This window comes from Paraflavitalea soli (assembly GCF_003555545.1).
Classification (GTDB): domain Bacteria; phylum Bacteroidota; class Bacteroidia; order Chitinophagales; family Chitinophagaceae; genus Paraflavitalea; species Paraflavitalea soli.
In genome coordinates, this window is the sequence record NZ_CP032157.1 from 6,544,812 (window position 1) to 6,570,597 (window position 25,786).

The 25,786-nt window shown below is 47.7% G+C and carries 22 protein-coding genes; 8 read left to right on the forward strand and 14 right to left on the reverse strand.

The window, feature by feature from the left end:
• Positions 1–92 precede the first annotated feature (92 nt).
• The 6 genes from D3H65_RS25060 to D3H65_RS25085 all read right to left on the reverse strand — a co-directional run bounded on the left by D3H65_RS25060 (position 93) and on the right by D3H65_RS25085 (position 6,779).
• Entirely contained in the window at positions 93–1,646 is a 1,554-nt protein-coding gene (locus D3H65_RS25060) for a phosphatase PAP2 family protein (protein WP_119052930.1), read from the reverse strand.
• A gap of 1 nt (position 1,647) precedes the next feature.
• Positions 1,648–2,610: a hypothetical protein gene (locus D3H65_RS25065; RefSeq protein ID WP_119052931.1), complete on the reverse strand. Its 963-nt coding sequence runs from the start codon at positions 2,608–2,610 to the stop codon at positions 1,648–1,650.
• Positions 2,611–2,649: 39 nt separating this feature from the next.
• The gene (locus D3H65_RS25070; protein WP_119052932.1) at positions 2,650–3,741 is read right to left on the reverse strand and encodes a transporter; all 1,092 of its coding nucleotides are present in this window, start codon (positions 3,739–3,741) and stop codon (positions 2,650–2,652) included.
• 24 nt (positions 3,742–3,765) lie between these two features.
• Entirely contained in the window at positions 3,766–5,109 is a 1,344-nt protein-coding gene (locus tag D3H65_RS25075) for a vanadium-dependent haloperoxidase (RefSeq protein ID WP_119052933.1), read from the reverse strand.
• Positions 5,110–5,253: 144 nt separating this feature from the next.
• On the reverse strand, positions 5,254–5,811 hold the full coding sequence (locus tag D3H65_RS25080; RefSeq protein ID WP_119052934.1) for a hypothetical protein: 558 nt from the start codon (positions 5,809–5,811) through the stop codon (positions 5,254–5,256).
• 143 nt (positions 5,812–5,954) lie between these two features.
• Entirely contained in the window at positions 5,955–6,779 is an 825-nt protein-coding gene (locus D3H65_RS25085; RefSeq protein ID WP_119052935.1) for an amidohydrolase family protein, read from the reverse strand.
• A 125-nt stretch (positions 6,780–6,904) separates the two neighbouring features.
• Here D3H65_RS25085 and D3H65_RS25090 point away from each other — a divergent pair, with 125 nt between their 5' ends.
• Entirely contained in the window at positions 6,905–10,267 is a 3,363-nt protein-coding gene (locus D3H65_RS25090) for a methylmalonyl-CoA mutase family protein (RefSeq protein ID WP_119052936.1), read from the forward strand.
• Positions 10,268–10,321: 54 nt separating this feature from the next.
• On the opposite strand, the gene D3H65_RS25095 is transcribed toward D3H65_RS25090, so the two are convergent.
• Positions 10,322–11,053 carry an endonuclease gene (locus tag D3H65_RS25095; protein ID WP_119052937.1) on the reverse strand — a complete coding sequence of 244 codons (732 nt, stop codon included), beginning with the start codon at positions 11,051–11,053 and terminating at the stop codon, positions 10,322–10,324.
• Positions 11,054–11,225: 172 nt separating this feature from the next.
• Here D3H65_RS25095 and D3H65_RS25100 point away from each other — a divergent pair, with 172 nt between their 5' ends.
• Complete coding sequence (locus D3H65_RS25100; RefSeq protein ID WP_119052938.1) at positions 11,226–11,486, forward strand: KTSC domain-containing protein; 261 nt, start codon at positions 11,226–11,228, stop codon at positions 11,484–11,486.
• Positions 11,487–11,544: 58 nt separating this feature from the next.
• Here D3H65_RS25100 and D3H65_RS25105 read toward each other — a convergent pair whose 3' ends face one another.
• On the reverse strand, positions 11,545–12,123 hold the full coding sequence (locus tag D3H65_RS25105) for a type 1 glutamine amidotransferase domain-containing protein (protein ID WP_119052939.1): 579 nt from the start codon (positions 12,121–12,123) through the stop codon (positions 11,545–11,547).
• Positions 12,124–12,405: 282 nt separating this feature from the next.
• On the opposite strand from D3H65_RS25105, the gene D3H65_RS25110 reads away from it, so the two are divergent.
• The 4 genes from D3H65_RS25110 (at position 12,406) to D3H65_RS25125 (ending at position 18,631) form a co-directional block, all read left to right on the forward strand.
• Positions 12,406–14,895, forward strand: a complete 2,490-nt coding sequence (locus D3H65_RS25110; protein WP_245999585.1) for a TonB-dependent receptor — start codon at positions 12,406–12,408, stop codon at positions 14,893–14,895.
• A 165-nt stretch (positions 14,896–15,060) separates the two neighbouring features.
• On the forward strand, positions 15,061–16,281 hold the full coding sequence (locus D3H65_RS25115) for a DEAD/DEAH box helicase (protein WP_119052941.1): 1,221 nt from the start codon (positions 15,061–15,063) through the stop codon (positions 16,279–16,281).
• A gap of 16 nt (positions 16,282–16,297) precedes the next feature.
• Complete coding sequence (locus tag D3H65_RS25120; protein WP_119052942.1) at positions 16,298–17,134, forward strand: N-acetylmuramoyl-L-alanine amidase; 837 nt, start codon at positions 16,298–16,300, stop codon at positions 17,132–17,134.
• A gap of 111 nt (positions 17,135–17,245) precedes the next feature.
• Positions 17,246–18,631: a deoxyguanosinetriphosphate triphosphohydrolase gene (locus tag D3H65_RS25125; protein ID WP_119052943.1), complete on the forward strand. Its 1,386-nt coding sequence runs from the start codon at positions 17,246–17,248 to the stop codon at positions 18,629–18,631.
• A gap of 440 nt (positions 18,632–19,071) precedes the next feature.
• Here the strand turns inward: D3H65_RS25125 and D3H65_RS25130 are convergent, their stop codons facing one another.
• Genes D3H65_RS25130 through D3H65_RS25140 form a run of 3 tightly spaced genes read right to left on the reverse strand, consistent with a single transcriptional unit; the run spans position 19,072 to position 20,315 of the window.
• Positions 19,072–19,284 (reverse strand): hypothetical protein, encoded by a 213-nt coding sequence (locus tag D3H65_RS25130; protein ID WP_119052944.1) that lies wholly within the window; start codon positions 19,282–19,284, stop codon positions 19,072–19,074.
• Positions 19,285–19,311: 27 nt separating this feature from the next.
• A complete protein-coding gene (locus D3H65_RS25135) occupies positions 19,312–19,719 on the reverse strand; it encodes a hypothetical protein (protein WP_211345549.1) in 408 nt (135 codons plus the stop codon).
• Between the two features lie 17 nt (positions 19,720–19,736).
• Positions 19,737–20,315, reverse strand: a complete 579-nt coding sequence (locus tag D3H65_RS25140) for an RNA polymerase sigma factor (RefSeq protein ID WP_119052945.1) — start codon at positions 20,313–20,315, stop codon at positions 19,737–19,739.
• Between the two features lie 160 nt (positions 20,316–20,475).
• Between D3H65_RS25140 and D3H65_RS25145 the strand changes: the two genes are divergently transcribed.
• The gene (locus D3H65_RS25145; protein ID WP_119052946.1) at positions 20,476–21,408 is read left to right on the forward strand and encodes a DUF72 domain-containing protein; all 933 of its coding nucleotides are present in this window, start codon (positions 20,476–20,478) and stop codon (positions 21,406–21,408) included.
• Positions 21,409–21,609: 201 nt separating this feature from the next.
• On the opposite strand, the gene D3H65_RS25150 is transcribed toward D3H65_RS25145, so the two are convergent.
• The 3 genes from D3H65_RS25150 to D3H65_RS25160 all read right to left on the reverse strand — a co-directional run bounded on the left by D3H65_RS25150 (position 21,610) and on the right by D3H65_RS25160 (position 25,080).
• The gene (locus D3H65_RS25150; RefSeq protein ID WP_119052947.1) at positions 21,610–23,157 is read right to left on the reverse strand and encodes a sulfatase family protein; all 1,548 of its coding nucleotides are present in this window, start codon (positions 23,155–23,157) and stop codon (positions 21,610–21,612) included.
• A 28-nt stretch (positions 23,158–23,185) separates the two neighbouring features.
• A complete protein-coding gene (locus tag D3H65_RS25155) occupies positions 23,186–24,460 on the reverse strand; it encodes a Y-family DNA polymerase (protein WP_119052948.1) in 1,275 nt (424 codons plus the stop codon).
• 185 nt (positions 24,461–24,645) lie between these two features.
• Positions 24,646–25,080 (reverse strand): LexA family protein, encoded by a 435-nt coding sequence (locus D3H65_RS25160; protein ID WP_119052949.1) that lies wholly within the window; start codon positions 25,078–25,080, stop codon positions 24,646–24,648.
• Between the two features lie 72 nt (positions 25,081–25,152).
• Here D3H65_RS25160 and D3H65_RS25165 point away from each other — a divergent pair, with 72 nt between their 5' ends.
• The gene (locus D3H65_RS25165) at positions 25,153–25,767 is read left to right on the forward strand and encodes a 2'-5' RNA ligase family protein (RefSeq protein WP_119052950.1); all 615 of its coding nucleotides are present in this window, start codon (positions 25,153–25,155) and stop codon (positions 25,765–25,767) included.
• Positions 25,768–25,786: the final 19 nt, after the last annotated feature.

Here is a 25,786-nt window from a genome sequence, read left to right on the forward strand (position 1 = left end):
TAAATTAAGCATAATATCTGCCACATAAAAATGCACCCCCGTAAAAACGGGGGTGGTGCCATTTATAACTACTATAGACTAAAAACTAAAATTTAATTACCGGCGCCATCAATTTTGGCGCGTTCTACCGCATAACCTCCAATATTCTTTCCTACCTGCAGGCCCACTTCACAATCGGCCCGGTAATGGATACCGCCATACATGCGGGAGAGAGAGGCTTCAGAGGCCATGGCATTGTAGGCGGCAGCTTTCTCAGGAACGATATGTGATAGAATAGCTGCGGCTGCCCCACTGAACGTAGAGTGGCCTGATATATAGGCTGGAAAATTAGGAATACCAGTGAGCGTTTTGATCCGCGGGTCCAATTGTGTAGGCCGTGGGTTGAAATAAAAATACTTTGTATCCCAGCATACAATCGATGCATCCATCAGCGACATATTCAGGAGTGCCATGTTGCGCGCCCAGCGCAGCTCACTATAGTTTTTTGTAATAAAATCCTCGGCGGCAATTGCATCCCAATGGCCGGCAGGTGTATAGGTACCAGCCCCATCTGCCCAGAAATGAACAATGCGCAGCCGTTCACGCGTTGGGTTGTTGACATAATCGTAGATCTCGTTGGTTTCCTGCTTCATCTTATCACTACCTGTCAGGGGTGGTGGACCGGGTCTTAAGGATACAGCCGTGAGTGAGTCGAACAGAAAAGGCTTTACTTTCCCAAAGATAGGCAACATGGGTGGGCGTTTGGGTGCTTCCAGGCTATACCAGGGTTTTTCACCCCGGGCAATACAATCTGTTTCCAGTTGTGTCCATTGGGCCTGGTTACCGATGGCTGCTCCTGCCCTGTCGCTCCTGGCGCGTGTCACAAACTTCTGAGCAACTGCTTTTCCCAATGCCTCACCGGCTTCTATATCACTGCGCACATTGGCGCCTGCAATGATCCGCGCACGCTTATGCTCTTCTGCTTTTTGTTGGATATAATCCTGGTCGCCGGGAAACAACAGTTTCAGCATTTCAACTGCAGCTCCCACTACTACCGCATCTTCCGAAGGATAGGAAGGCAGGTCCGTTTGTGGTATCAATACATTGATCGTTGCATCTACTTTATAAGGTGCCGGGCGGTTGTACAATTTTTTATAATGCCAGGCCGCTACCAGCGCATCGTACTGCGCGGCACTTACATAAGCATAAGCGCGGGCCGCATAAGGCGGGTTGGAAAAAGGGAATTGAGGATAAGCCAACGGATTATTGGCATTGGGAGCAGGATAAGTGCCATCCTCATTTTGATAAGGTGGCAGGTTGTGTTTAGCTACCAGTTCACGCAATATTTCATTCCAGCGAAGAATGGCGCCGGCACTCCAGTATTTAACAATCGCCTTTTCATCATTCGTAAGATCCGCCTGCCAGGTCTTGATCTCATTGATCTGCGCAATATAATCGGGTGTATTGGTAGCAGCGGGCGCCGGTACGGCGAATTCCGTCGGACCGGTCAGCAACACCGGTTTCCAGGTGCCGCCATCAAGATCCGTTTTGGCTGGTTGTAAGGGTGCTGTATCGTCCGTTCTTCCTTTTACATCCTTGGAGCAGGAAAGCGGAATGGCCACAGCCACTGCTATTAATATCGTGAGAAAAAACAACAGTTTTTTCATGTCAATTAGTTTTTGAAGATGAAGGTTTGGTGGCTGATTTTTTACCATTAAAATTGAGGATATAGAATATGCCACCGTTTGCAGTGGTGGCCTGTCCCATATTCCTGCCGGCAATGGTATAATTTCCTCCGCCGATCACTGAAAGCCCTTGCACAGCAGGGATCTCATATTTAAAATTCACCCCCAGCCTCGTGGCATTCATCTCATTGCTGGGGAAGGGCATATTGTTGCGCGTAATGTCAAATCCGCCCAGCGTAGTCCAGTTGTCCAATACAGCTTCCGCGATAATGCCACCAAACCGGTAGCCGGCGCGGAAATTAAAAGAAGCAGCATCGGGCATGTCTACCTTATTGGTCAGGTGCATTTCCGTGGTATAGTAGGCAGTGCGATCGATGGTGATATTACTGCGTTGTACGTAAGTGCCCGAACCCGTCACAAAAAAACGTCCCAGCTGGTAATCGGCCATGGCACGCAGGTAAATATTCCGGCTGCGCAGGCCAATAGACAAAGGAAGGTAATCGGCTGCATAATTGGTAACCGGTAAAGAGTACCCGCCAATGGCATAGGCCGTGAAATCACCATTGCCCATCTTCATTTCTATGGGCATCCATTTTACGTACAAACTCAGGTCCTGCACTCCTTCCATGCCATGCAGGGTGCCGGCAGATGCTTTGGTAGTCACGTAGGGCAGGCTAAATAGTACATTGAGTTTGTTGGTTATACCATAATTGCCCATTACGCCGATCATTTGGGTGGTTACCCGGCCCAGGTTTAGGTTCTCGCGTTTTAGTTTTCCTTCCCAGTAGTTAGTCCAATTGCTATAGCTGTACATCAGTCCGCTACAGAAATTGTTTTTGGTCATCATAATACCGTCAATATCTGTTTGCGCTGCGGCGGGCACCTGTATCAATGCCAGGCAGATTGCAGCTATTAAAAGGCGTTTGCAGTAGTTAAGGCAGATCATAATATGGGTTAAACAGTTAGAAATAAAAGGCTGCCTCAGTTACAGCCTGAACGAAAGACCAAGATTGATCGAGTAATCTGCAAAGGCAGCATCACCCTGTGCATAGATCCCCGTGATATTCGTCCTTTGTTTATCAGCATAACTTTGCGTACGGTCGCGTTTTAGCGCCACTGGCACGGTGGCAAAGGCGCTCACTTGCTTAAACCGGTATACTATCCCAGGTTCGGCAGAGATCACATAGCCTGGTCTTCTGAAACCACTGCTGCCACCAATCAGGTCCTGCGCAGGCACACATTCCATTCGTATGCCCGCAGAGGCTGTGAACCGGTCGACCGATACATTCGCACCCGCCCTGACCATGTATTGGTCCGGCACACTCATCACACTACTGCCATAAGTAATGGCAGTAGCGGCTACCGGGCTGCCACGGCCAGTGGATACCCCATTCTGTTCCCTTGGATTGAAGAGATAATAAAAACTGCCATATACACCGATCAGTTTGGAGAAATTGTAATAAGCATTTATTTCAGTAGTGAAACCTGTGCCCCCGTCGCCCAATTGGATCGATTGGTCTACAGGCCCCAATATCTTTGTCGTATCATTCTTAACGAAGAAGTCCTCATATTTATAATCCCCTGTCGGCAGCTTGATCCCCAGTCCTATCTGTATATTGGCATTGGGTGATTTAACTGGATCAAGAAGCCAATAGTAACCTGAAATGCGGATATCGCCAATGCCAAAAGAATGCGTTTTGTGGCGGGCATTTTTAGCCGTATTGCCACCATGCTCATACAAGGAAGAGCGTGTATTGGCCAGAATGGGAAGGTCAATCGCCAGTGACCACTGCCTGTTGAAATGACGAACCAGCGCCAGGTCGAGCGTGTGTTGCCAGTTGATCACTTCAGTATTTTTTTCCAGCCTTTCCTTTTGCTCCTCTGTTCCTACAAAGTGGCGGAATGACCTGAAATAACGGTAAGAAGTATTCAGCTGCCAGCCTTTTTGTCCACCAGTTGCAGCATCTGGTTTGGTGCATACCGCGCCGGTGCTACGAATGGCAACGCAGCCTTGCGTATAAGCACGGCCAGCTGATAGGAACAAAATAAGGACACATATAGCAAGTAACTTTTTCATATGCAGTAGTTGTTTATTGATGGTTTATTGAGCAGCGAGTTTGGTTCGTTGCTTATCGGTTTGCAGTTTGGTCATAACATAATTACCCAGACGTATGCCCTGCTCTTTGGCTACGGCAATCGAACGACTGTAATGAATGCCTCCATAGAACCGGCTGATACCGGCTTCATCCGCTGCCTCGCGCACTGATCTAAATGGTCGGTCGGGCCAGCCCCAGCCGCGCTCCGTGGAATCCCTGAATGATACTTCCGTACCATATAGGTGTTCCAATACCGTGGCAGCCGCACTGGAAATTTCAGAATGCCCGCTGGTGTATTCCGGGAAAGGCGGTGTTTGCAAAAAGGGCTTCCAGTTGGGATCAATGTATTGATTGATCACCGATTCAGGGCGTATCAAGGCCCAGGTATATTTAGCATCCCAGCAGGATATGAATGCATCCATCAAAGCAAACGCCACCGTGGTATACGTATGAATGGTTTTGGAGAGATCGACCTTTTTGTCTTTACAGATAATGCCAATGATACCCATCCAGTGCCCCCCCGGAGTCATGGCCTTGGTGGCAAACATGGCATGCCCCACAATATTTACTTTGAAACCATTACAGTCCCAGAAACTGGCGATGGCTTTTTGCTCATCCGTAAGATTGTTTACCGTATCATACACCTGTTTGGCCCAACGAAAGAACTCACTGCTGGAATCTTTGCTGAAGGTAGCCGGCGGTGGCGGGGCAAATTGGTTGGCGCTGTCCATCACGATCGAACGGATCGTGCGCCAATGTGGTTCCACAGCCTGGATATAAGCTGGTGGTGTAGGTATCCATTTGCCTTCTTCTTCTGGTACCGTGTATTTAGCAGCGGATCGTGTTTGCGCATAGTTGTCTTTCTTGCTCCAGGCCAGCACAGCCTTGGCTACACTAAGACCGTATGCTTTGGATTGTGATTCCATCGAATCCGGCATGCCGTGTTCGATGGCCAATTCTTTCAGCGCGTTCACAATACTGTCCATGGTAGCATTCGAAAAAGTAAGCGTTTTGCCCACTTCCATCATGGCGATCATAGAAGCATAGGGATAGTCAATCTGTTTACCCGTTTCCGGATGGGGGATGTTTGTAAAGCCCTTCAATTGGCCATCGAGAGAGGCATAATTACTGTCGCCCTTCGCCATCACTTCATAGGCCGCCAGGTGCGAATAGGCGTAAACCCGGCTGGCCACCGGTGGTGTAAAGATGTTGAAGGTCATTATTTCCGTCAGTTGCCCCGTAAGGTGGCTGTACAGAACAGGATCATGTATCACTTGTTGATAATCTTTGGCACGGTTGCAGGATACTGTAATACACAATATGATGATGGCGAGGAAGGTCTTGCGCATGAAAGAAACAGATATAGGTGACTGACCAGCTTTCAGCGTGCGGCACATGACCAAACGATGAAACCCTGGGCATGGAAAATGAAACATCAATTGTTGGAAAGTCGTTGAGAACCGGTCATACGGCTCCCTTTAGTGGATAGTGATTTAGCATTCCGGGGGTTGTCCGGGTGTAGGGGTAAAACAACCTGTTGCCAGCGATGCAGGCGTGTTCCGGTAGTGGAGTGGCTGATCCAGGAGTGCAGCGAAATGCCAGTCATTTTTTTGGGACCAGTATTCTGCAGAGAAGATATTGAAAGAGTAAGATTGACTGTTGTCTGATTTCTTATTCTGTGAGGGATGTTGCAGGTCATTGACCAGTTTGAAGAAATCATCCCGGGCCGTTTGCAAACGCATCTTGGCTTCATTCGGTACACAGAGTAATACCAGTTGCCCGTCCTGTACTTTGCGCTTTACATATTTGTAGTGAATGCCTTCGATCTCTATCTCGCCGTCCACCCGTTCATAATCAGTCCAGTTCGTTTGATAGGGCAGGTTGAGCGTTACCCGCATCTCAATCAATTGCGACTCGTCGTAATCATTTTGATCAAGGCGTGCTTCGAGTTCGATATCAGCTTGTTGTTGTAAAAGATCGGCCAGGAGGCGATAGCCGAACCAGTTGAAGAATAGAATTCCCAATAGCAGTATGGCAGCGAGTTTTCTCAAAGCATTCGTTAGTGTGTACCATACACAATATAGGAAATTATGCAATAAATCCCAGAAAAATCTGGGCGACCAACAAACGGACTAAACGCGCTGGCAGCTGTTGAGAAACTGCCAATCGAAGCGAGCGATTACCTATTGACTATTCACAACGAATAGAAAGCCACCGCATTGAGACCAAACACTTTCTCCCTGTCTTCCGGCGTATAGTTTTCCATATATTTCTCCAGCAGGCTTTTCCATTGCACATAAATACCACTCACCAGGATCACCGGCCAATCGCTGCCATACAACAACCTGTCCGTACCAAATGCTTCAAACACCACGTCCAGGTAAGGATAGAACTCCGCAGCACTCCAGGTTTTCCAGGCTGCTTCTGTAAACAGGCCCGAGAGCTTACAGCTCACCTGCGGGTTTTGTGCGATCTCTTTCATGAGCACCTTCCATTCGTCGATCTTTTTGTGTTTGATATCCGGTTTGGCGCAATGGTCGATGATCAGTTTCTGATCCGGGAATTTCGATACAAACTCAATAGCTGGTTTCAACTGGTGAGCATAGATCAATACGTCATAGGTATAGTTGTAAGGCTTCAGCGCCTGTACACCACGTTGAAAGTTGGAGCGCAATAAGAAATCATCCGGTTCCCCCTGTACTACATGCCGGTATCCACGGATGCTGGTGTATTGTGTAAAATGCTCCAGGCGTTCCGCAATATTATCAGCCTGCAGGTCGATCCAGCCAACTACCCCTTTAATTTCCGGGTGTGTTTTGGCCAGCTCCGCCAGGAACCGTGTTTCAACTTCCTCCTGACTGGCCTGTACCGCCACCACGCCATCAACACCATTTCTTTTGAGCGTGGGCGCCAAATGCTCCGGCAGGTAATCCTGCTGCAGGATCTTCATATTGTCAGTGATCCAGGCATCCCGTACCTTGTCATATTTCCAAAAGTGCACATGCGAATCAATCACCATGAGTTTATACCTTTTATCCACCTAAGCTACTCCTTTTTAGCCGATTAGGAAATCAAATCGTTAAATACTAACACTCATTAGCTTTTTGAACTAACTTCGCCGCTGGATCGTAATTCCTACATGTTATGAGTTTTACTGCCAATACCGTTCGTATTGTTACAGCAGCCTCCCTGTTCGACGGGCATGATGCTGCCATTAATATTATGCGCCGCATTATGCAAGCCAAAGGCGCTGAGATCATTCACCTCGGTCACAACCGCTCTGTTGCTGAAATCGTAGAATGCGCTATCGAAGAAGATGCACAGGGCATTGCCATCACCAGCTACCAGGGTGGCCATGTTGAGTTCTTCAAATACATGAAAGACCTGCTCGATGAAAACGGCTGTGGTCATATTAAAATATTCGGAGGAGGTGGTGGTACCATCCTGCCCCAGGAGATCGAAGAGCTCCACCACTACGGCATTACCAAAATTTACAGTCCCGATGATGGCCGCAAACTGGGCCTGGAAGGAATGATTGAAGAGGTCGTTAAAATGTGCGACTTCCCCGTGAATGGCAACCCTGCTAATTTTAATACCGAGATGAAATTGGGCGAATGGAAAGATATACGTCGTATAGCCCGTAGCATTTCCAATGCCGAGAACAACAAGAGCAATGAGAAAGAGGCGCCTGTTACTATGGCGGCTGGTAATCCGCCCGTTCTCGGGATTACCGGTACCGGCGGTGCCGGTAAATCATCCGTTACCGATGAAATTGTACGTCGCTACCTCAATGCCTTTACTGATAAGACCATTGCGGTAGTATCTGTCGATCCCTCCCGCAAGAAAACCGGTGGCGCCTTATTGGGCGATCGTATCCGGATGAACAGCATCCACTCACCCCGTGCCTATATGCGCTCCCTCGCTACCCGTGAAAGCGATGTGGCCCTTAGTAAATATGTACTCGATGCTGTGAACATCTGCAAAGCCGCTGGTTTTGATTTCATTATTCTCGAAAGTGCCGGGGTAGGACAAAGCGATGTAAGCATCCTGGACTATTGCGACCTGAGCTTGTATGTGATGACGCCGGAATACGGCGCTGCTTCCCAATTGGAAAAGATCAACATGCTCGATTATGCAGATGTGATCTGCATCAATAAGTTTGATAAAGCAGGCGCCCTCGATGCCCTGCATGATGTGCGCAAGCAATACAAGCGCAACCACAACCTCTTCATGGCAAAGGATGAGGAAATACCCGTCATTGGCACCATCGCAGCCCAGTTCAATGATGCCGGTGTAAATGAATTGTTTGAGAAACTGATGGTAGGCGTGAAAAAGAAAACCGGTGTGGAGTTTGGTGCTATTACCGTACACCCCCATACCAAAGACACCAGCACCAAAAGCCAGATCATTCCACCCAAGCGCGTTCGCTATTTGTCGGAGATAGCTGAAGCCAGCCGGGCCTATGATAGTTGGGTACAGGAGCAGGCAGCCATTGCATCACGCCTGTACCAGGTACAGGGCGTAATGGAGGCTGGCGGCCCTGATGCCCCCTATACCAAAGACCTGGAGCAACTAAAAAAAGACTTTGAAGCAAAGCTCAACCCCACCTGCAAACAACTCATCGACCAATGGCCATCTATTGTAAAGAAATACAAGGCCGACTTTTTTGAGTATCAGGTGCGCGATAAAGTGATCAAACAACCACTCACTACCAAAACCCTGAGCGGCACCCGTATTCCCAAAGTAGTGTTGCCCAAATTCAAAGACTGGGGCGATATACTGCGCTGGCAATTGCAGGAAAACCTGCCCGGTGAATTTCCCTATACAGCCGGTGTGTTTGAATTGAAACGCCAGGGCGAAGATCCTACCCGCATGTTTGCCGGAGAAGGTGGTCCCGAACGTACCAACAAACGATTTCACTATGTGTCCGTAGATCAGCCGGCCAAACGCTTGTCTACTGCCTTCGACAGTGTAACACTCTACGGCGAAGATCCGGCCCATCGACCCGATATCTATGGCAAAGTAGGTAACAGTGGTGTAAGCATCGCTACCGTTGATGATGCTAAAAAACTCTACAGCGGTTTCGATCTCTGCGATCCGAAAACCTCCGTGAGTATGACCATCAATGGCCCTGCGCCTATCCTGTTAGCTTTCTTCATGAATGCCGCAATTGATCAGCGGTGTGAAAAATGGATCGAAGCCAACGGACAATGGGAAGCTGTCAACAAAAAGATCGCTGCTAAATACAAGCAGGTTTCCAAACCTGGTTATTATAATCCCGCCTCCCCCGAGCGCCTTCCCGAAGGGAATAACGGACTGGGATTGCAATTGTTGGGTATGAGTGGCGATGAGGTATTGCCTGCCGATGTCTATGCCAAACTAAAGGAAGATGCATTAACACAGGTGCGTGGTACCGTACAGGCAGATATCCTCAAAGAGGACCAGGCCCAGAACACCTGCATCTTCAGTACCGAGTTTGCCCTCAAATTGATGGGCGATGTACAACAATATTTTATCGAGCAGAAGGTGCGCAATTTCTATAGTGTGAGCATCAGCGGTTACCACATCGCCGAAGCCGGTGCTAATCCTATTACCCAGTTGGCATTTACCCTCTCCAATGGGTTTACCTATGTGGAATACTACCTCAGCCGTGGCATGCACATTGATGATTTTGCCCCCAACCTGTCTTTCTTCTTCAGCAATGGAATGGACGCAGAGTACAGCGTGATAGGTCGCGTGGCCAGGCGCATCTGGGCCAAAGCCATGAAGGATAAATATAAGGGCAATGACCGCTCACAGAAACTGAAATACCATATCCAGACTTCCGGAAGAAGTTTGCACGCGCAGGAAATTGACTTCAACGATATACGTACTACCCTGCAGGCCCTGTATGCCATCTATGATAATTGCAATAGCTTGCACACGAATGCTTATGATGAAGCCATTACCACCCCTACCGAAGAAAGCGTTCGCCGGGCCATGGCCATTCAGCTCATCATCAACCGTGAATTAGGTACCGCCAAAACCGAAAACTTTATACAAGGCTCTTTCCTCATAGAAGAACTTACCGACCTGGTAGAAGAAGCCGTACTTACAGAATTTGATCGTCTTACCGATCGTGGTGGAGTACTTGGCGCTATGGAGCGTATGTACCAGCGGAATAAGATACAGGAAGAAAGCCTCTATTATGAAAGCCTCAAACACAATGGCGAATTGCCGATCGTAGGCGTCAATACCTTCCTCAATAAAAAAGGAAGCCCTACCATCATTCCACAGGAAGTGATAAGAAGTACGACCGAAGAAAAAGAACAACAGATACAAAACCTGCTGGCCTTTCAAAAGCGCAATGAACACAAGTGCGCGGAAATGCTCGACAGGCTAAAGTCCGTAGCTATTAATAATGGTAACCTGTTTGCCGAGTTAATGGAAACAGTAAAGTATTGTTCCCTGGGTCAGATCACTAATGCCTTGTACCAGGTAGGTGGGCAGTACCGCAGGAATATGTAATCAAGTGTGGTATCACAAATTGTGATACCAGAGGTGGACATCCAGATAAGCTATTCATTTGTATAACACCTGACATTGATCACAAAAGAAACTCCGCCGTTTCGTTTTGCCCAGGTATTCTTTATGGAAGGGTATATTATCCCGCGGACATATCTTTTTCGCGTGTGCCTCCCAATGCTTCTTCAACACAAATGCTTTCTTCCATTTGAGGAAATCAAATGCATATAAATGTACCTGTTTTACTATCTCCGTAAGCTTGCGGGGAGGAATATTGCCAACAAGGCTTTTAGGATGAACCCGCGTGCGGAACAATACTTCATTCTTGAAAATATTACCGGCCCCGGCAAAGATGGTTTGATCCAGCAACGCATCACAGATAAGCATTTCCGGATGCGCTTTTAGTTTCTTCCGGGCCGCTGCGCCATCCCAATGTGCATTCATTACATCCACGCTCCAGTCATACACATCATCCAGGTTTTCGTGAATTTCTTTAATGCTACAGGAATAAAAATAGAGGGAACCATTAGTAAAGGTGAGTGCAAGACGGGGTTTACCTTGTCTTGTTTCATTAATACTATGTTTGCCAAAAAGAAGGAAGTGAACACGAAGAGTGAGTTTGGGCAGGCAGATCAGGAAATGCTTTCCCCAGGTTTTGAAATCCACCACCCGCTGGTTCACCAATGCAGGAATATCGATCTTACTGTTACCACTCGCCGCCAGGATCTTCTTCCCTTTGAAAGCGCGCACCTCTTCTTTGAGGATCACCATACTCGGACCTTCAGGCATGTTTCGAATGTTTCCCCATATACCTGCAAAAGCCCCGCCAGGCTGAATCGGACCAGGCGATTCTCCGTGAATTCCCTCCACCCGGGCATAAAATTTTAGTATAGCTAATCGGAGAGAAGGACTACCGGGAAAGGATAGCAAACCCATCATAATAATCGCTCAAATTCCAGCCATGATACAAATGAGACGCAAACGGCTCACCAACAAAAACAAGATCTACACACCCGGCTCCGAAACCACCATCTCCCTCAATTATTCCCCGGTTTCAGAGGTGCTGGAAGTAGAATTCACCGGTGGCAAGATATATCATTACCTCCACGTACGGCCCGAAGTATGGGAAGATTACAAGACCGAAGTCAGGATGGGGGGCTCTTCCGGAGCCTTTGTCAATGCACGCATCAAACCTTTTTATGATCCCGTAAGGTTGGAGTAATAAAACCGAAAAGCCGTAGTTGTTACCAACCACGGCTTCCTTATATTCATGCACTGAATTAATGACGCGGTCCCGGCGTATAGGCTGCCGGAGCGTGCTGACCTTCCTTGATCTCTTCGATCATCTTTTTATTAAATGCTTCCAGGTCTTTAGGGCTTCGGCTGGTAACCAGTCCATTATCTGTTACCACTTCTTTGTCTACCCAGATCACGCCGGCATTTTGCAGGTCAGTTTTAATCGAGGGGTAGGAGGTCATATTACGGCCTTCGATCATGCCTGTTTCAATCAGCAATTGAGGTCCGTGGCAAATGGCCGCTACCGGTTTACCCAGTTCAAGGAACTGTTGTGCAAATTCCACACAGTGTTTGTTCACCCGCATTTGATCGGGATTGATCACCCCACCCGGTATCATCAGGGCATCATAATCCTCTGCTTTTGCTTTTTCAACAGGCACATTTACCGGTATATCAATAGACCAGTGATCATGGTCCCAGCCTTTTACTTTTTCTTTTTGCGGGGAAACAATGTCCACCCTGGCGCCCGCCGCCTCCAGCGCCTTTTTAGGACTGGTTAATTCCACTTCTTCAAAGCCGTTCTCCGTAAGAATGGCTACTCTTTTACCGCTTAAGCTTCCCATACGAATATTTTAAGTTAGAAAATGAATGTTTTACCCAAGAATAGTTTCAAAAACGATACCACCGGATAGGGCATCAACCAGTACACTTATCCTGCTAATAAACTATTGAGATAGCTTTCGTTTCCTGCGTAATTATATTATATGTGTAAGTTGTTAAAAACAAGAACAATGTCGAAACACCCTTTGCCATTCGTGGGTGAAATCTACCGTTGGTGTATAGATTGTCACAAAACTGTAACATCCGGATAGCTTTGCCGACCAAATTTGAAAATAAAAATAGCCATGAGAAAGTTGACCTTATTGACTTTACTGCTAATGTTATGTGCTGTCCTCACCCAGGCGCAGAATATAACCGGTACTGTCAAAGATGATCAGGGAAAGAACCTGTCTGGTGCTACCGTAGCACTTAAAAAAGTAAAAGACTCCGCCACCGTAAAATTAGGCGTGACCAACAGCTCCGGTCAGTACAGTTTTACAGGTGTCAATTCCGGCCAGTATTTTGTTAATGTGTCATTCATTGGCCATGAAGCTAAAAACTCCCCCTCCTTTGAATACAGTGGAAGCGGCGATGCCAAAGGCCCCGATTTTTCTTTAGCAAAACAATCTGGTAACCTCAAAGAAGTAACAGTTGCCTACCGTAAGCCGGTTATTGAAGTAAAGGCTGATAAAACCATCCTCAACGTAGAGAATAGCGTAAATGCTGTAGGTCAGGATGCCCTGGAACTATTACGTAAAGCACCTGGCGTGTTGGTAGATAAAGATGACAACCTCAGCCTGAGCGGCAAGAATGGTGTACAGGTATACATCGATGGCCGCCCTACACCTTTGTCAGGTAAAGACCTTTCCGATTACCTCAAGACCATCCAGTCTGCTTCTATTGAAGCCGTTGAGATCATTACCAATCCTTCTGCCAAATATGATGCAGCAGGTAATGCCGGTATTATCAATATCAAGTTGAAGAAGAATAAGTCTTACGGAACAAATGGATCAATCAATGGCGGTTATGCCATCGGTACATTCCCCAAATACAATGCGGGTATTTCTTTGAACAACCGCAACAAGTTCGTGAACCTGTATGGTAATTACAATTACAACAACAGCGATAACAGGAACAATATGTGGCTGTACAGGGCAGTAGATGTAACTAACCCGGCAGATGGTATTAAAGACACCCTTTTTGATGGTGCTACCAAAATGAATATGCGCAACGAAAGCCATGCTTTCAAAGTGGGCGCCGATATGTCGCTCAACAAAAGGAGCACCATTGGTGTAATGATCAATGGTAACCTCACTAAAAGTGGCTTCGACAACTTCAGCCGTACGCCCATCAGCTACATTCCTACCAATACGGTGGATAGGATACTGGTGGCCAACAATACCAGTGATTCCAAAAGGGATAATGCCAACTTCAACCTCAACTATCGTTATGCCGATACTGCTGGTCGTGAGTTGAGCATGGATGCCGACTATGGCCTGTACCGCATCAAGAACGATCAGATGCAGCCCAATACCTATTATAATCCCTCCGAGACATCCATTATTTCAGAGCGTATTTATAATATGGTGGCGCCTTCCGATATCGATCTCTACAGTTTCAAAACAGACTACGAGCAGAATTTTAAGAAAGGCCGTCTTGGCATAGGAGGTAAGGTCTCCTATGTAGAAACAGCCAATGATTTTGCTACTTATAATGTGTACAATACCGGTAAGGAGATCGATAAAGGACGCAGTAATGATTTCGATTACAAGGAAAATATCAATGCCCTGTACGTAAACTACAACAGGCCATTTAAAGGCGTAATGGTACAGTTGGGCCTGCGTACTGAAAACACCAATGCCAAGGGTACTTCTGTAGGATTGAAATTGAATCAGACCACCAATGTATATGAACCTTTTGATTCTACTTTCAAACGCAACTATACAGACTTCTTCCCCAGTGCAGCCGTTACTTTCAACAAGAAACCGATGAGCCAGTGGACGCTCACCTACAGCCGTCGTATTGACCGCCCGGCTTACCAAAATCTGAACCCCTTCGAATTCAGGCTCGATGAGTATACTTATCAAAAAGGAAATACCAACCTTACACCCCAGTATACCAACAGCTTCGGTATCACGCACGTATACAAGTATACCCTCACTACTACCTTGAATTATAGCCACGTGCAGGATATCTTTTCCGCGATACTGGGCGTAACAGAAAAATCGAAAGGGTACATTACTACCGAAAACCTTGCCAAGCAGGATATCGTGAGCCTTAACATCAGCTACCCTTTCCAGTACAAGTGGTACAGCGTGTTTGCCAATGTCAACACCTATTACTCCAAGTACAAAGCCGATAAAGGTCCCCAGGGTAAAATTGACCTCGACGTATTTTCCTTCAATGTATACGCACAGCAAACTTTCCGGCTTGGCAAAGGCTGGACAGGTGAATTGAGCGGATTTTATACTGCCCCTTCTATTTACCAGGGTACCTTCAAAGCCATCGGCATGGGTGGTCTCGACGGTGGCTTATCCAAGACTGTGCTGAAGAACAAAGGAACTGTGAAGATCGCAGTAAGTGATATGTTCAAGACCATGAAGTGGAAAGGAGTTAGTGATTATGGTAACCAATATACCAGGGCCAATGGAAACTGGGAAAGCCGCCAGTTTAAGATCAACTTCACTTACCGCTTCGGTAGCAATGAAGTAAAAGCGGCCCGCCAGCGTAAAACTGGTATAGAAGACGAAAACAAACGTGTGAACAGCGGTGGCGGTGGCCTCGGTGGTAACTAATCAATATATTTGTCACCCTGAGCCCGTTGAAGGGTCCTTAAATAAGCGATAGAATATTTCAAGCATAAATGCCCGAATCCCCCTTTTTTACAAAGGGGGATTTTTTATGTTATCTTTACAGGAATTGGTTTCTCGATAACATCGTATTTATATTCAACTCGTTTAATGAATTTTACAGAATTTGGACTCGATCCTGCCTTGATGGAAAGCATAGAATCAACTGGTTATGAGGTGGCTACACCCATTCAGGAGCAGGTTATCCCCATCATTTTACAAGGCCGCGATATCATCGCCTGCGCCCAGACCGGAACAGGTAAAACAGCCGCCTTCCTCCTGCCGATCATCAACCGCCTCCTCCAGCACAGCAACGATGGACAGGTAAACTGCATCGTTCTCGTGCCTACCCGGGAACTGGCCATTCAAATAGCCCAGAACCTGGAAGGCTTGTCCTACTTTACCTCCATCAGCTCTATTGCTGTATACGGAGGAAACGACGGGATGAACTTTGCCACCGAGAAAAACGCCCTCTCCAAAGGAGTGGATTTTGTGATCTGCACACCCGGCCGTCTTATCGCCCACCTCAACATGGGTTATGTAAAGCTCACCGGACTCCAGTTCCTGGTGTTGGATGAAGCAGACAGGATGCTCGATATGGGATTTCATGACGATCTCATGAAGATCATATCCCACCTGCCTGCCAAACGCCAGAACCTGATGTTCTCCGCTACCATGGCCGAGAAGATCCGCTCCCTGGCCAGGAAGATCCTTCACAACCCAGCTGAAGTGAACATTGCCATTTCCAAACCACCGGAAAAGATCGTGCAGGAAGCATTCGTCGTATATGAACCCCAAAAGCTTCCCCTCGTTCAATATATTCTGCGGAATACCCATTTCAAGATGGTCCTTATTTTCTGCTCCCGCAAGCAGAATGTAAAGCAACTCAACCGCGAACTGCAACGAGCCCGCTTCAAAATAGCAGAAATGCACTCCGATCTGGAGCAGTCCGACCGGGAGAATGTGTTGCTGGACTTCAAGAGCGGCCGCACACCTATATTGGTAGCTACCGACATCCTGTCCCGCGGTATCGATATTGACAATATCGACCTTGTTATTAATTATGATGTACCGCACGACGGAGAAGATTATATCCACCGTATTGGCCGTACAGCACGAGCCGAATCCGATGGTATGGCCATTACATTCGTAAGCGAAAAAGAACAAAGGCGTTTTGCCGATATTGAAGCCTTGTTGGGTAAGCCTGTTAAAAAAGCCATGGTGCCCCAGGAACTTGGCCCCGTACCGGATTACCGCGCAAGCCATTCATCATTCCGCTCAAAAAGCAGTAACAACAAAAGAAGATACGGCCCCCCCCAACGCAGGAAGTAATAAAATCTACCCGTTTATGCAAGCTATAGCCAGGCTATTGCCCATAGTTGCTATCTGCCTTTCAATAATGGCAGCTATTAACAGTTGCGCTCCCAATCCTTACGCCCGTACCAACAAAGTTTACAAGAAACAGTCCAAAGCCCTTTCCAAAAGCCTGCAGCCCCTGCCCCTGCCCATGACAATGGACTCGATCCTGACGCCAGCATATGCAGTAGGCACCGTCAACTTCAATCTGCGGCAACCCAACTTTGTCATCATCCACCATACAGCGCAAAACTCCTGCGAGCAAACCCTCAGGACCTTTACCGTGAAGCATAGCAAAGTGAGCGCCCATTATGTGATCTGTGAGGATGGCACCATTCACCACATGCTCAACGACTACCTGCGCGCCTGGCAAGCCGGTATCAGCAAATGGGGTAACAATACAGATATCAATTCCTCCTCCATAGGCATTGAACTGGATAATAATGGCCATGAACTCTTTCCCGAAGCCCAGATCGTAAGCCTGCTTAAATTACTGGATACACTGAAAAGCAAGTACGAAATACCTGCTAGCAATTTTATTGGGCACAGCGATATAGCTCCCAAACGTAAAGTAGACCCCAATGTATTTTTCCCCTGGCAGCGCCTGGCGCAGCGCGGGTTTGGGCAATGGTATGATGATACTACCAACGTGACCTTACCCCCATCCTTCGACCACCTGCTGGCTTTACGTCTTGTAGGGTATGACCTGGCCGACACCACCGCAGCAATCCGCGCATTCAGACGGCATTTCCTGCAGGATACCCTCGGCCGTACCCTCACCGCCCCCGATGATAAGGTACTCTATCAGCTAATGAAGAAATACCAATAAAGGAAATGGACTTTCTAAAGCTGGAAATTGGTGAAATTTGATCAAGGAATGTAAATCGCGGAGCAATCCTAAATTCTACATCCTACATCCGTAATCCAATTATCTTTACGCATGAACTGGCAGCAACTCTACAGCACACGCCGTACAGGCTCTGAAAATAAATCGACTACTTACTCCGATGCCCTCCGCACTTCCTTCCTGCGGGATTACGACCGCATCATCTTTTCTTCTCCTTTCCGGCGTCTGCAAAACAAAACACAGGTTTTCCCTTTGCCAGGGTCTGTTTTTGTACACAACCGTCTCACCCATAGCCTCGAAGTGGCTTCTGTAGGCCGGTCCCTGGGCAAGGCCGTAGGGGATGCCCTGGCAGCTAAATACCCCAATGAAGGGGAGGATTTCAAAGAGTTCTACAAATATGAGCTGCCTTCCGTTATCGCAGCCGGCTGCCTGGCCCATGATATAGGCAATCCACCTTTTGGCCATTCCGGCGAAGATGCCATCCGCACCTTTTTCCGCGATCTGACCGGTGAGGCCAAGCAACGTTTTGAAAGCCAGCTTACCCCCAACCAGCAGCGTGACTTTCTCTACTTTGAGGGTAATGCCAACGCTTTCCGTACGCTCACCAAAAGCTTTGGCGAAAATACCACCGGAGGTTTCCGCCTTACCTACGCTACCCTGGCTTCTATTATTAAGTATCCTTCCGATTCACTCAGTGGGTTCAACAAACAGCAGCTTGTTACGAAAAAATCAGGTTTCTTCGATTCCGAAATAAATACCTATCAGCACATCGCCCAGGAGCTGGGCATTCCACAACTAGAGCCTGGTAAGAACATCTATGCCCGCCACCCCTTTGTATACCTGGTGGAGGCCGCCGACGATATTTGTTACCGGGTGATAGACTTTGAAGATGCCCATCGCCTCAACATCATTTCCATTAATACACTGAAAGACCTCTTCCTGGCTTTCTTTAATGAAGGCGAAGGATATGATGCGCGTGAACGGGTGGAAGAGACGTACAACAAGATCAGCGATGACAACAAAAAAGTAGAATTCCTCCGGGCAAGGCTTATCAACCTGCTCATCAACCGCGTGAGCACCGTATTCATGCAAAAGGAAGCCGAACTGCTCAGTGGTACGGTCAAAAAAGCATTGATTGACTACCTGCCGGAAAGGGAGCTGAAATTGATAAAAAGCATTGATGATTTCTCTGTAGCCCATATTTACAACCACCGCTCCGTAGTGGAAATTGAAATTGCCGGCTACAACGTCATCGGAGAACTGCTCAAAGAGTTCTTTAACGCCGTGGTTACCCCCACTTCAGCCAAATCCTTCAAATTATTACAACTCATCTCCAAACAATTTGTAGTCACCGGACAGCCTGATAAACTGTACGAAGACACCCAATCAGTCGTCGATTTCATTGCCGGTATGACCGATCTCTATGCCGTCGACATCTTCCGCAAGGTCACCGGTATCACTTTCCCAAAGATCAGGTAGATGGAAATTGCTGTCATTATGGCGGATTCTTGAAGACCCTTTGAACGCTCCTGCATCGCCGGGAGGAAAGATAAAAGCGGGGAATCGGGAGAGAACCGGCCGTATATCAGCCGTATATCAGCCGTGGATCAACCATGGATCAGCTTACTCCGGAGTAAACCGAAAGTAAACTTGAAGTAAACTTAAAGTAAACCGACAGTAAAGTGAAAGGTGCTTTTGTAGCTCAACTGAGGAGAGGCCAGACCGAAGCGTCCTGCATATGAGGGTATACCGACCGGTGGGCAACTGGTGGACCAGGAGCCGCTGCCACTGAGTGAAATGTTATGGACCGGAGCTATGAACATAAGAGAAAGTTACGAAAAAAGTGACAAACTGTCGGCACTACTAACATTAAATTACCAGCCCTGCTGGCGCACCTTGTAGCCATCATAGTGGCTCTATCACTCCAGCTCTTCACAGGAATACCCCGCATGGCTCAGGGTATTTTCAATCACCCGCGGACTCAGGTTTTGTGCTTCGATCCGCAATATCCTGTCCTTATCATGCATGTCCACATTCCATCTGATAACACCCTTCAGGGTATCCAGGTGCGAACCAATGTGGTGAATATGCTTCCGGTAACGGAGGTTAGTCTTGAAAACAAGGATGTCCATATATAGCAGTTGAATAAGGAATGTCGTTTACTCCATGCCCGTGCCGGGCTGCTCCTTAACTCCTTCGTCTTTACGGGTTTCCTGCCGGTCATACCCGGGAGGGCACCAGCGGCGGCCAAACCGATTTTGGAGAGTCTCCTTAAACTTCATGCGCTCCTCCGGTGTCATATCCTGCCATTTCTCATTGAGCTTCCGCTTCCATTCATGCTTTTTATGTCCCCAGCCGCCAAAGCCGCCAAACAATATCTTCGACAATACCAGGATGCCCATCGCCTGCCAGAAAGTGATCGTACTTACATGCAACACATCCGGTAAAATAGCATTCCATAATTTCATCACGATAAAGCTGAACAGCGATATGAACGCTACCACGCATGCCAGTATCATGAATGCTTTTCGCTCGTTGAACCTCCTTGGTCCTCTGCTATGTCTCATAACACTCATTTATAGGGTTAATAATTTAATAATTCATCTTTTAATACACTCAACCGCTCTCGCAGATGGAGCACCGCATAACGCTTCCGGCTGATCAGCGTATTCACTGTCTCACCCGTTTGCTCCGACAATTCTTTAAAGGGAACACCTTCCAGCTCATGCTTGATAAAAACATCTCTTTGCTCGGCAGGCAACTCATCCAGGGCGCTATTCAATTCTTCCCAAAACAACGTACGCAGGTATTCTCGTTCCGGGTTATTCGTAGCATCAAACAACAACTCACTCCAGTTGATCGACTCTTCCCCCTCTTCATCCCGGAAAATATCTTCCAGTGCCTCCGGCTTGCGCTTCCGTTGCCGGTCTGTGATCTTGTTGCGCGCTACCGTAAACAACCAGGCACTCATTTGTTCAATAGGCTGCGTATTGCCCACAAACTGATAGAACACATCCTGCAGCACATCCTCGGCGTCTGCCTCATTGGTCACCCGCTTACGAATAAAACCCATCAGCCTTTTGCTGTAGTCATTAATGACCTGGGTGATATTGCGTTTCGTTTCTCCAGCCATGCCCGGTGTTATCGTCAGGGTCTTCTCCATTGTATAAATAGGTAGACGCACAAGGACCCCGTATATTTTAAAGATGCGAAAAAAATGCTAACCAATTGATTGTTTGAACATTATCCTGATCCCGGAAGATGAAGCTAAACACTTGTATCCTAAAACATTATAAGTAGATTTGGGGCCATAAAATAGTTATATGGATTTTGGAAAGGTTCCCGGTGATCAGCTCAATACCATCGATTTTACGTTTCCGTCCGAACCGTCTGATAATGCCCGCGTGCTTACAGGCAAAAAAGCCGCCCGCCCACAGGTCTATATGGGTGTTCCCCGCTGGGGTCACAAATCCTGGATAGGCAGGGTGTATCCCAAAGGCACCAAGGAAGCCGCTTACATGGACCAATACATAAAACAGTTCAACGCAGCTGAGCTCAATGCCACCCATTATAAAATATATACTCCGGAAGAGATTGGTAAATGGGCCGCCAAAGCAGCCGGCAAGGACTTCAAATTCTGCCCCAAAGTGCCCCAACTCATCAGCCATTACAGCAACTTCAACAATGTCTTCGACCAAACCTCCGCCTTCCTGGAAGGTGTATTGGCTTTTGGCGATCACCTCGGACCTATATTTTTGCAGGTAAGCGAAAGCTATGCCCCCAATCGCCGGGATGCCTTATTCAAATACCTGGCTTCCTTGCCTACCGACCTGTCTTTTTTCCTTGAAGTGCGACATCCCCAATGGTTTGCTGACACCGTAATCAAAAAAGAGCTGTTTGATACCCTTCGGTCAATGAATGTGGGCGCAGTGATCACAGATACTGCCGGTAGAAGAGATTGCGCCCATATGCACTTGCCCGTGCCCAAAACATTTGTCCGTTTTGTGTGCAACCTGCTCCATCCTACAGACTATACCCGCTCAGATGCCTGGGCTGACCGCCTTATACACTGGATCAACAGCGGCCTGGAAGAACTTTACTTTTTCATACACATGCCCGAGGAAATGTATTGTCCCGAACTCGTGGCTTATATCATTGACAAGATCAACCCCGCCTGCGACCTCCACCTGCAAAAACCACAATTCATCCAGCCCGCCAAACCTGCAGGAGGCACACAAATAAGTTTCTTTGATTGATTAAATTACAGCGGGTGGGTCGCTTTTCCAAAGCGGTTCACCCTGCTGGAGAAGTCGTTTCAAACAGAGGTAGTTGGCGTAAAATCCTCAACAAAGTGGAACTACAGCGTTCAAACCAAAAGAGATCAAACCCCAGCTGCCTGTGATTAGTGCACTACAACCGCCAGTCAGCCAATAATAAATAATCAGTAATCAATAATCTCAGGGCAACGCTCCTGCAGGTTCGTTATCCTCATATTCCTTGCGCAGCGCCACCAGGTCCTGCTTCATTTTTGTGATCATCGATTGATGTGCTGTGGAGCGGATAAGATTATGCTGCTCTTGTGGGTCTTTCAGCAGATCATAAAATTCCCACTCATTCACCGTATAGAAATAGATCAGCTTATACCGCTCACTCCGTATGCCCAGGTGCTGTAACACCGTATGGTCTGCTTTGTATTCGTAGAAATGATAATATAGATTAGGTCGGTTCAAGGTTGGTTGCTTACCCGTAAGTACCGGTACCAAACTCAATCCCTGCATCCAATTTGGAATAGCTACTCCTGCAGTCGATACGATCGTCGGCGCAAAGTCTATATTCTGCACCAGGGCATTGCTTACCGAAGCTGGCTTAATATGCCCCGGCCACCTCACCAGTAGAGGCGTTTGCATCGATACATCATACATCCAGCGTTTATCAAACCAGCCATTTTCGCCAAGGTAGAAACCCTGGTCGCTCGTATATATCGTCACCGTATTCCTGGTAAGGCCGGCGCTGTCAAGATAATCCAGTACCCGGCCAATATTCTCATCAATGCTGGCCACACAGGCCAGGTAATCCTGCAGGTACCATTGGAATTTATAGGCCAGCAATTTCTTGCCGCTGGGTTGTTCCCGTCGAATGATCTCACCACGCTTTGCGTAGATCGCTTTAATGCGGCTGCGGTCAGGCTCCGGTATCCGGTTCATGATCGCATAGTAATAAGCTGCCTCTGCAGAATCCGGCTTCAGCGCCGGGATATTCATCAAATATTGGGGGTCCACTTTCAGGTCGCTGGAGAGCTTTAGATCCGGCAGAATGCTCATCGTTTGCAATTGCCAGGCCTTCCCACGACCTGCTGTATCCGTATACAAAGTGGCCGGCTCCGGGAATTTTTTATCCTGGTATTGCTCAATGTATTTAAGTGGGGCCAGGAAATACCGGTGGGGCGCTTTGTGGTGTAGCAACAGCAGAAAAGGTTTATTGGGATCCTGGTGGCGCAGCCAACTCAATGCTTCATCCGTGATCACATCCGTAGCATAGCCTTTGATCGTGGTCGTGTCGCCACCCATATTAATGATGCGCGGATTAATGTATTGTCCTTGCCCCGGTAATATTTTCCAAAAATCAAAGCCCGTAGGATAAGATTGTAAGTGCCACTTGCCGATCACAGCCGTCTGATAGCCCGCCTGCTGCATTACCTTAGCCATATTATCCCGCGTGCCGTCAAACCGGTCACGGTTATCGCGAAAACCATTCTTGTGCGAATGCTGGCCTGTCATCAAAGTGGCGCGTGAAGGCCCGCAAATTGAGTTGCCTACAAAGGCCCGCTTAAACAACATGCCTTCTTTGGCCAGCCGGTCAATATGAGGAGTGGCTATTAATGTTTTGTTATAGGCACTGATCGCATCCGCATCATGGTCATCACTCATAATGTACAGGATATTGGGGCGCTGTTGGGCAGAAGTGTGAAGAGCAGCAAATAGCAGGACAAAGTATAGCAGCCGCATGAATTATTATTTAAGGCAAGTTACACTTTTAACGCACCTCAAATAACTCATCCCATCGCGTGGTGTATCGGGAACTGTGCAGTTCCTGCCGCATTTTCCAGTTGCGCGCCGTGCCCACCGCGGCAAACTTCAATATATCGCCCCGCATGCTGAAGTTTACATTGTCTAAGATGTCCATTAAAAAGCGGTTATTGTTCTTTTCCTGTGATACAAACAAATTTCCCTGTATCGACTCATCAGGCACCAGCCCGCTCAGCATTACCCCTGCTTTTTTGTATTCCTTGCCTCGTGTGAATAACTGATCTACCATGTCCACCGCCGGCTTGATCAGCTCCTGCGTATTCGAAGTAGGGATGGGCAAAGTGATATGCGTGCTGATAGAAGGACCATGGTGAAAGTCGATCATATGATCCTGTTCCTTGCTTACAATAAATACACTGATTACTTTGGCCGCACTGTGCTGCCGGCGCAGTTTTTCAGCCGCCCGCGTAGTATACGTGGCCACCGCTTCTTTGATAGAACCAATATCCCCTACCGGTTCCCCAAACATGCGCGTAGTAGCGATCATCTTTTTCACCTTCAGGGGTTCTTCCAGGTCAATGGCGGGTATGCCTTTCAGCTCCCGTATCAGCCGCACCCCCGTAATGCCGCCCATATGCCGGTGGGCCCATTCTTCCGGCATGGTACTCAATTCCCAGGCGCTTGTAATGCCCTGGTTGATGAGCTTATTGGCAAACGCACGGCCTACTCCCCACACATTATTCACCCGGGTGCTTTGCAGTGCCGGAGCCAGTTGCTCAGGAGTAGCCAGTACTTTAATGCAATTGCTGGCAGCTTTGTTTTTCTTGGCGATATAATTGGCCAGTTTAGCCAGTGTTTTGGTAGGCGCTACGCCTACCGAAACGGAAATGCCCGTCCATTCCTCTACCGTATGACGGATGTGAAGTGCCGCCGCTTCCAGCTCATCAACAGGTACATGGCTAAGATCGAGGAAGGCTTCATCCACAGAGTACACTTCCACCATCGGCGAAAGCGAGCGCAAGGTTTCCATTACCCGCCAGCTCAGGTCACCATAGAGATTGTAATTGGAAGAGAAAACAGCAATATTATGTTGTTGAATAATGGGGCGTGCCTGGAAATAAGCGCCTGCCATCGGCACACCCAGGTTTTTGGCTTCATCACTGCGCGACACAATACAACCGTCATTATTGCTGAGCACCACCACTGGACGCTTCCTGAGATCGGGCCTGAAAAGCCTTTCGCAGGAGCAATAGAAACTGTTACAGTCAACGATTGCTTTCATCCGTTTATGTTTTAACGCTAACCAAACCTACGCACTACAAAAATGGGCCGACCAAAAAGCGTGTAGGTAAAACAGTTTATCCCGGGTTATGATAAGGTGCTTTTCCCCTTCACTCGCCTGCTTGTTTCACCGCTTCTTAGTCGGCCCCTGTCCTTAGGATAGGTTTAATGGCATGGACAGTTCTTTTACGGCGCATGGATCACCCAGGTTACTACACCCCATACTTCGAAAGAGTCACAGGAAGGGTCAATCTCTATAGTCGCCAGCTTAGGTGTCTCCGGTATAAGCCTTAATTTATTAAATGTTTTCTCCATCCGGCGTATCAGCATCTCACCATTCAATACCGCAATGATCACCTTGCCGCTCACCGCCTTCACACTTCGGTCTACAATAACGATGTCGCCATCATGAATACCGGCATCCACCATTGCATTGCCCCGTACACGCATAAAATAAGTGGCCGGTTTGTTATGGATCAATTGCTCATTGAGATCAATGCCTCTTTCCATATAATCATCCGCAGCAGCGCCAAATCCCGTCGCATCAGCCGTCTTCACTTCCCATTGGTTGTATTTCTTGGAGCCCTTATAGGCAGGGTTGTAATAAAGCTCGTCCTCCATAAAAATTAATTTTGATCTACTAAATTATTTAGTAAATTTATGCTAAATTAATGATCAGGTAAAAATTTATTTATGGAACCTGCAAAAAATAATACACACCAAAGTTGGGCAGAATACGGCCTGTATGAATACCTCCTGGTAGTGAATCCCGATGCAGCAGTACAGGATAAAGTGCTGGCGCAGAAGCAGGAGTTTTATGATGAATACCGCGAAAAAACGGCCATCAAAAGCGGCCCGCATATTATAGTGGCCAGCTTCCTGGCAAGGGAAGCCATGGAAGATACCTTAATACGCTGGATACAACGTATTTGTGACCAGCACCACCCATTTCTTGTTACCCTTAATAATTACAGCGGATTCCCGCCACACACCATTTATTTGAGGGTACAGGACCCCATGCCCTTTATGCACCTGGCCCAAAAACTAAAGGCTGTGGACGACCTCGTACGCTCTTCCTCCTGCCCGCCGGTAAGGCTCATGGCAAAGCCCCACCTCAGCATAGCCCCCCGCCTGCCGGAACCCATTTACACAAAGGCCATGTTCAACTATTCCCAGAAAACCTTCCATGAGTCCTTTATGGTAAATGACCTGCGGTTGCTGCGCAGAGCCCACCAATTCGACAATTGTAAAATGATCAACGTATTTCCCTTCGCCCCCGGCTCCCAGCCCTGGTCAGAAGTGGCCTGATATAAACCTTTTAAAAAAA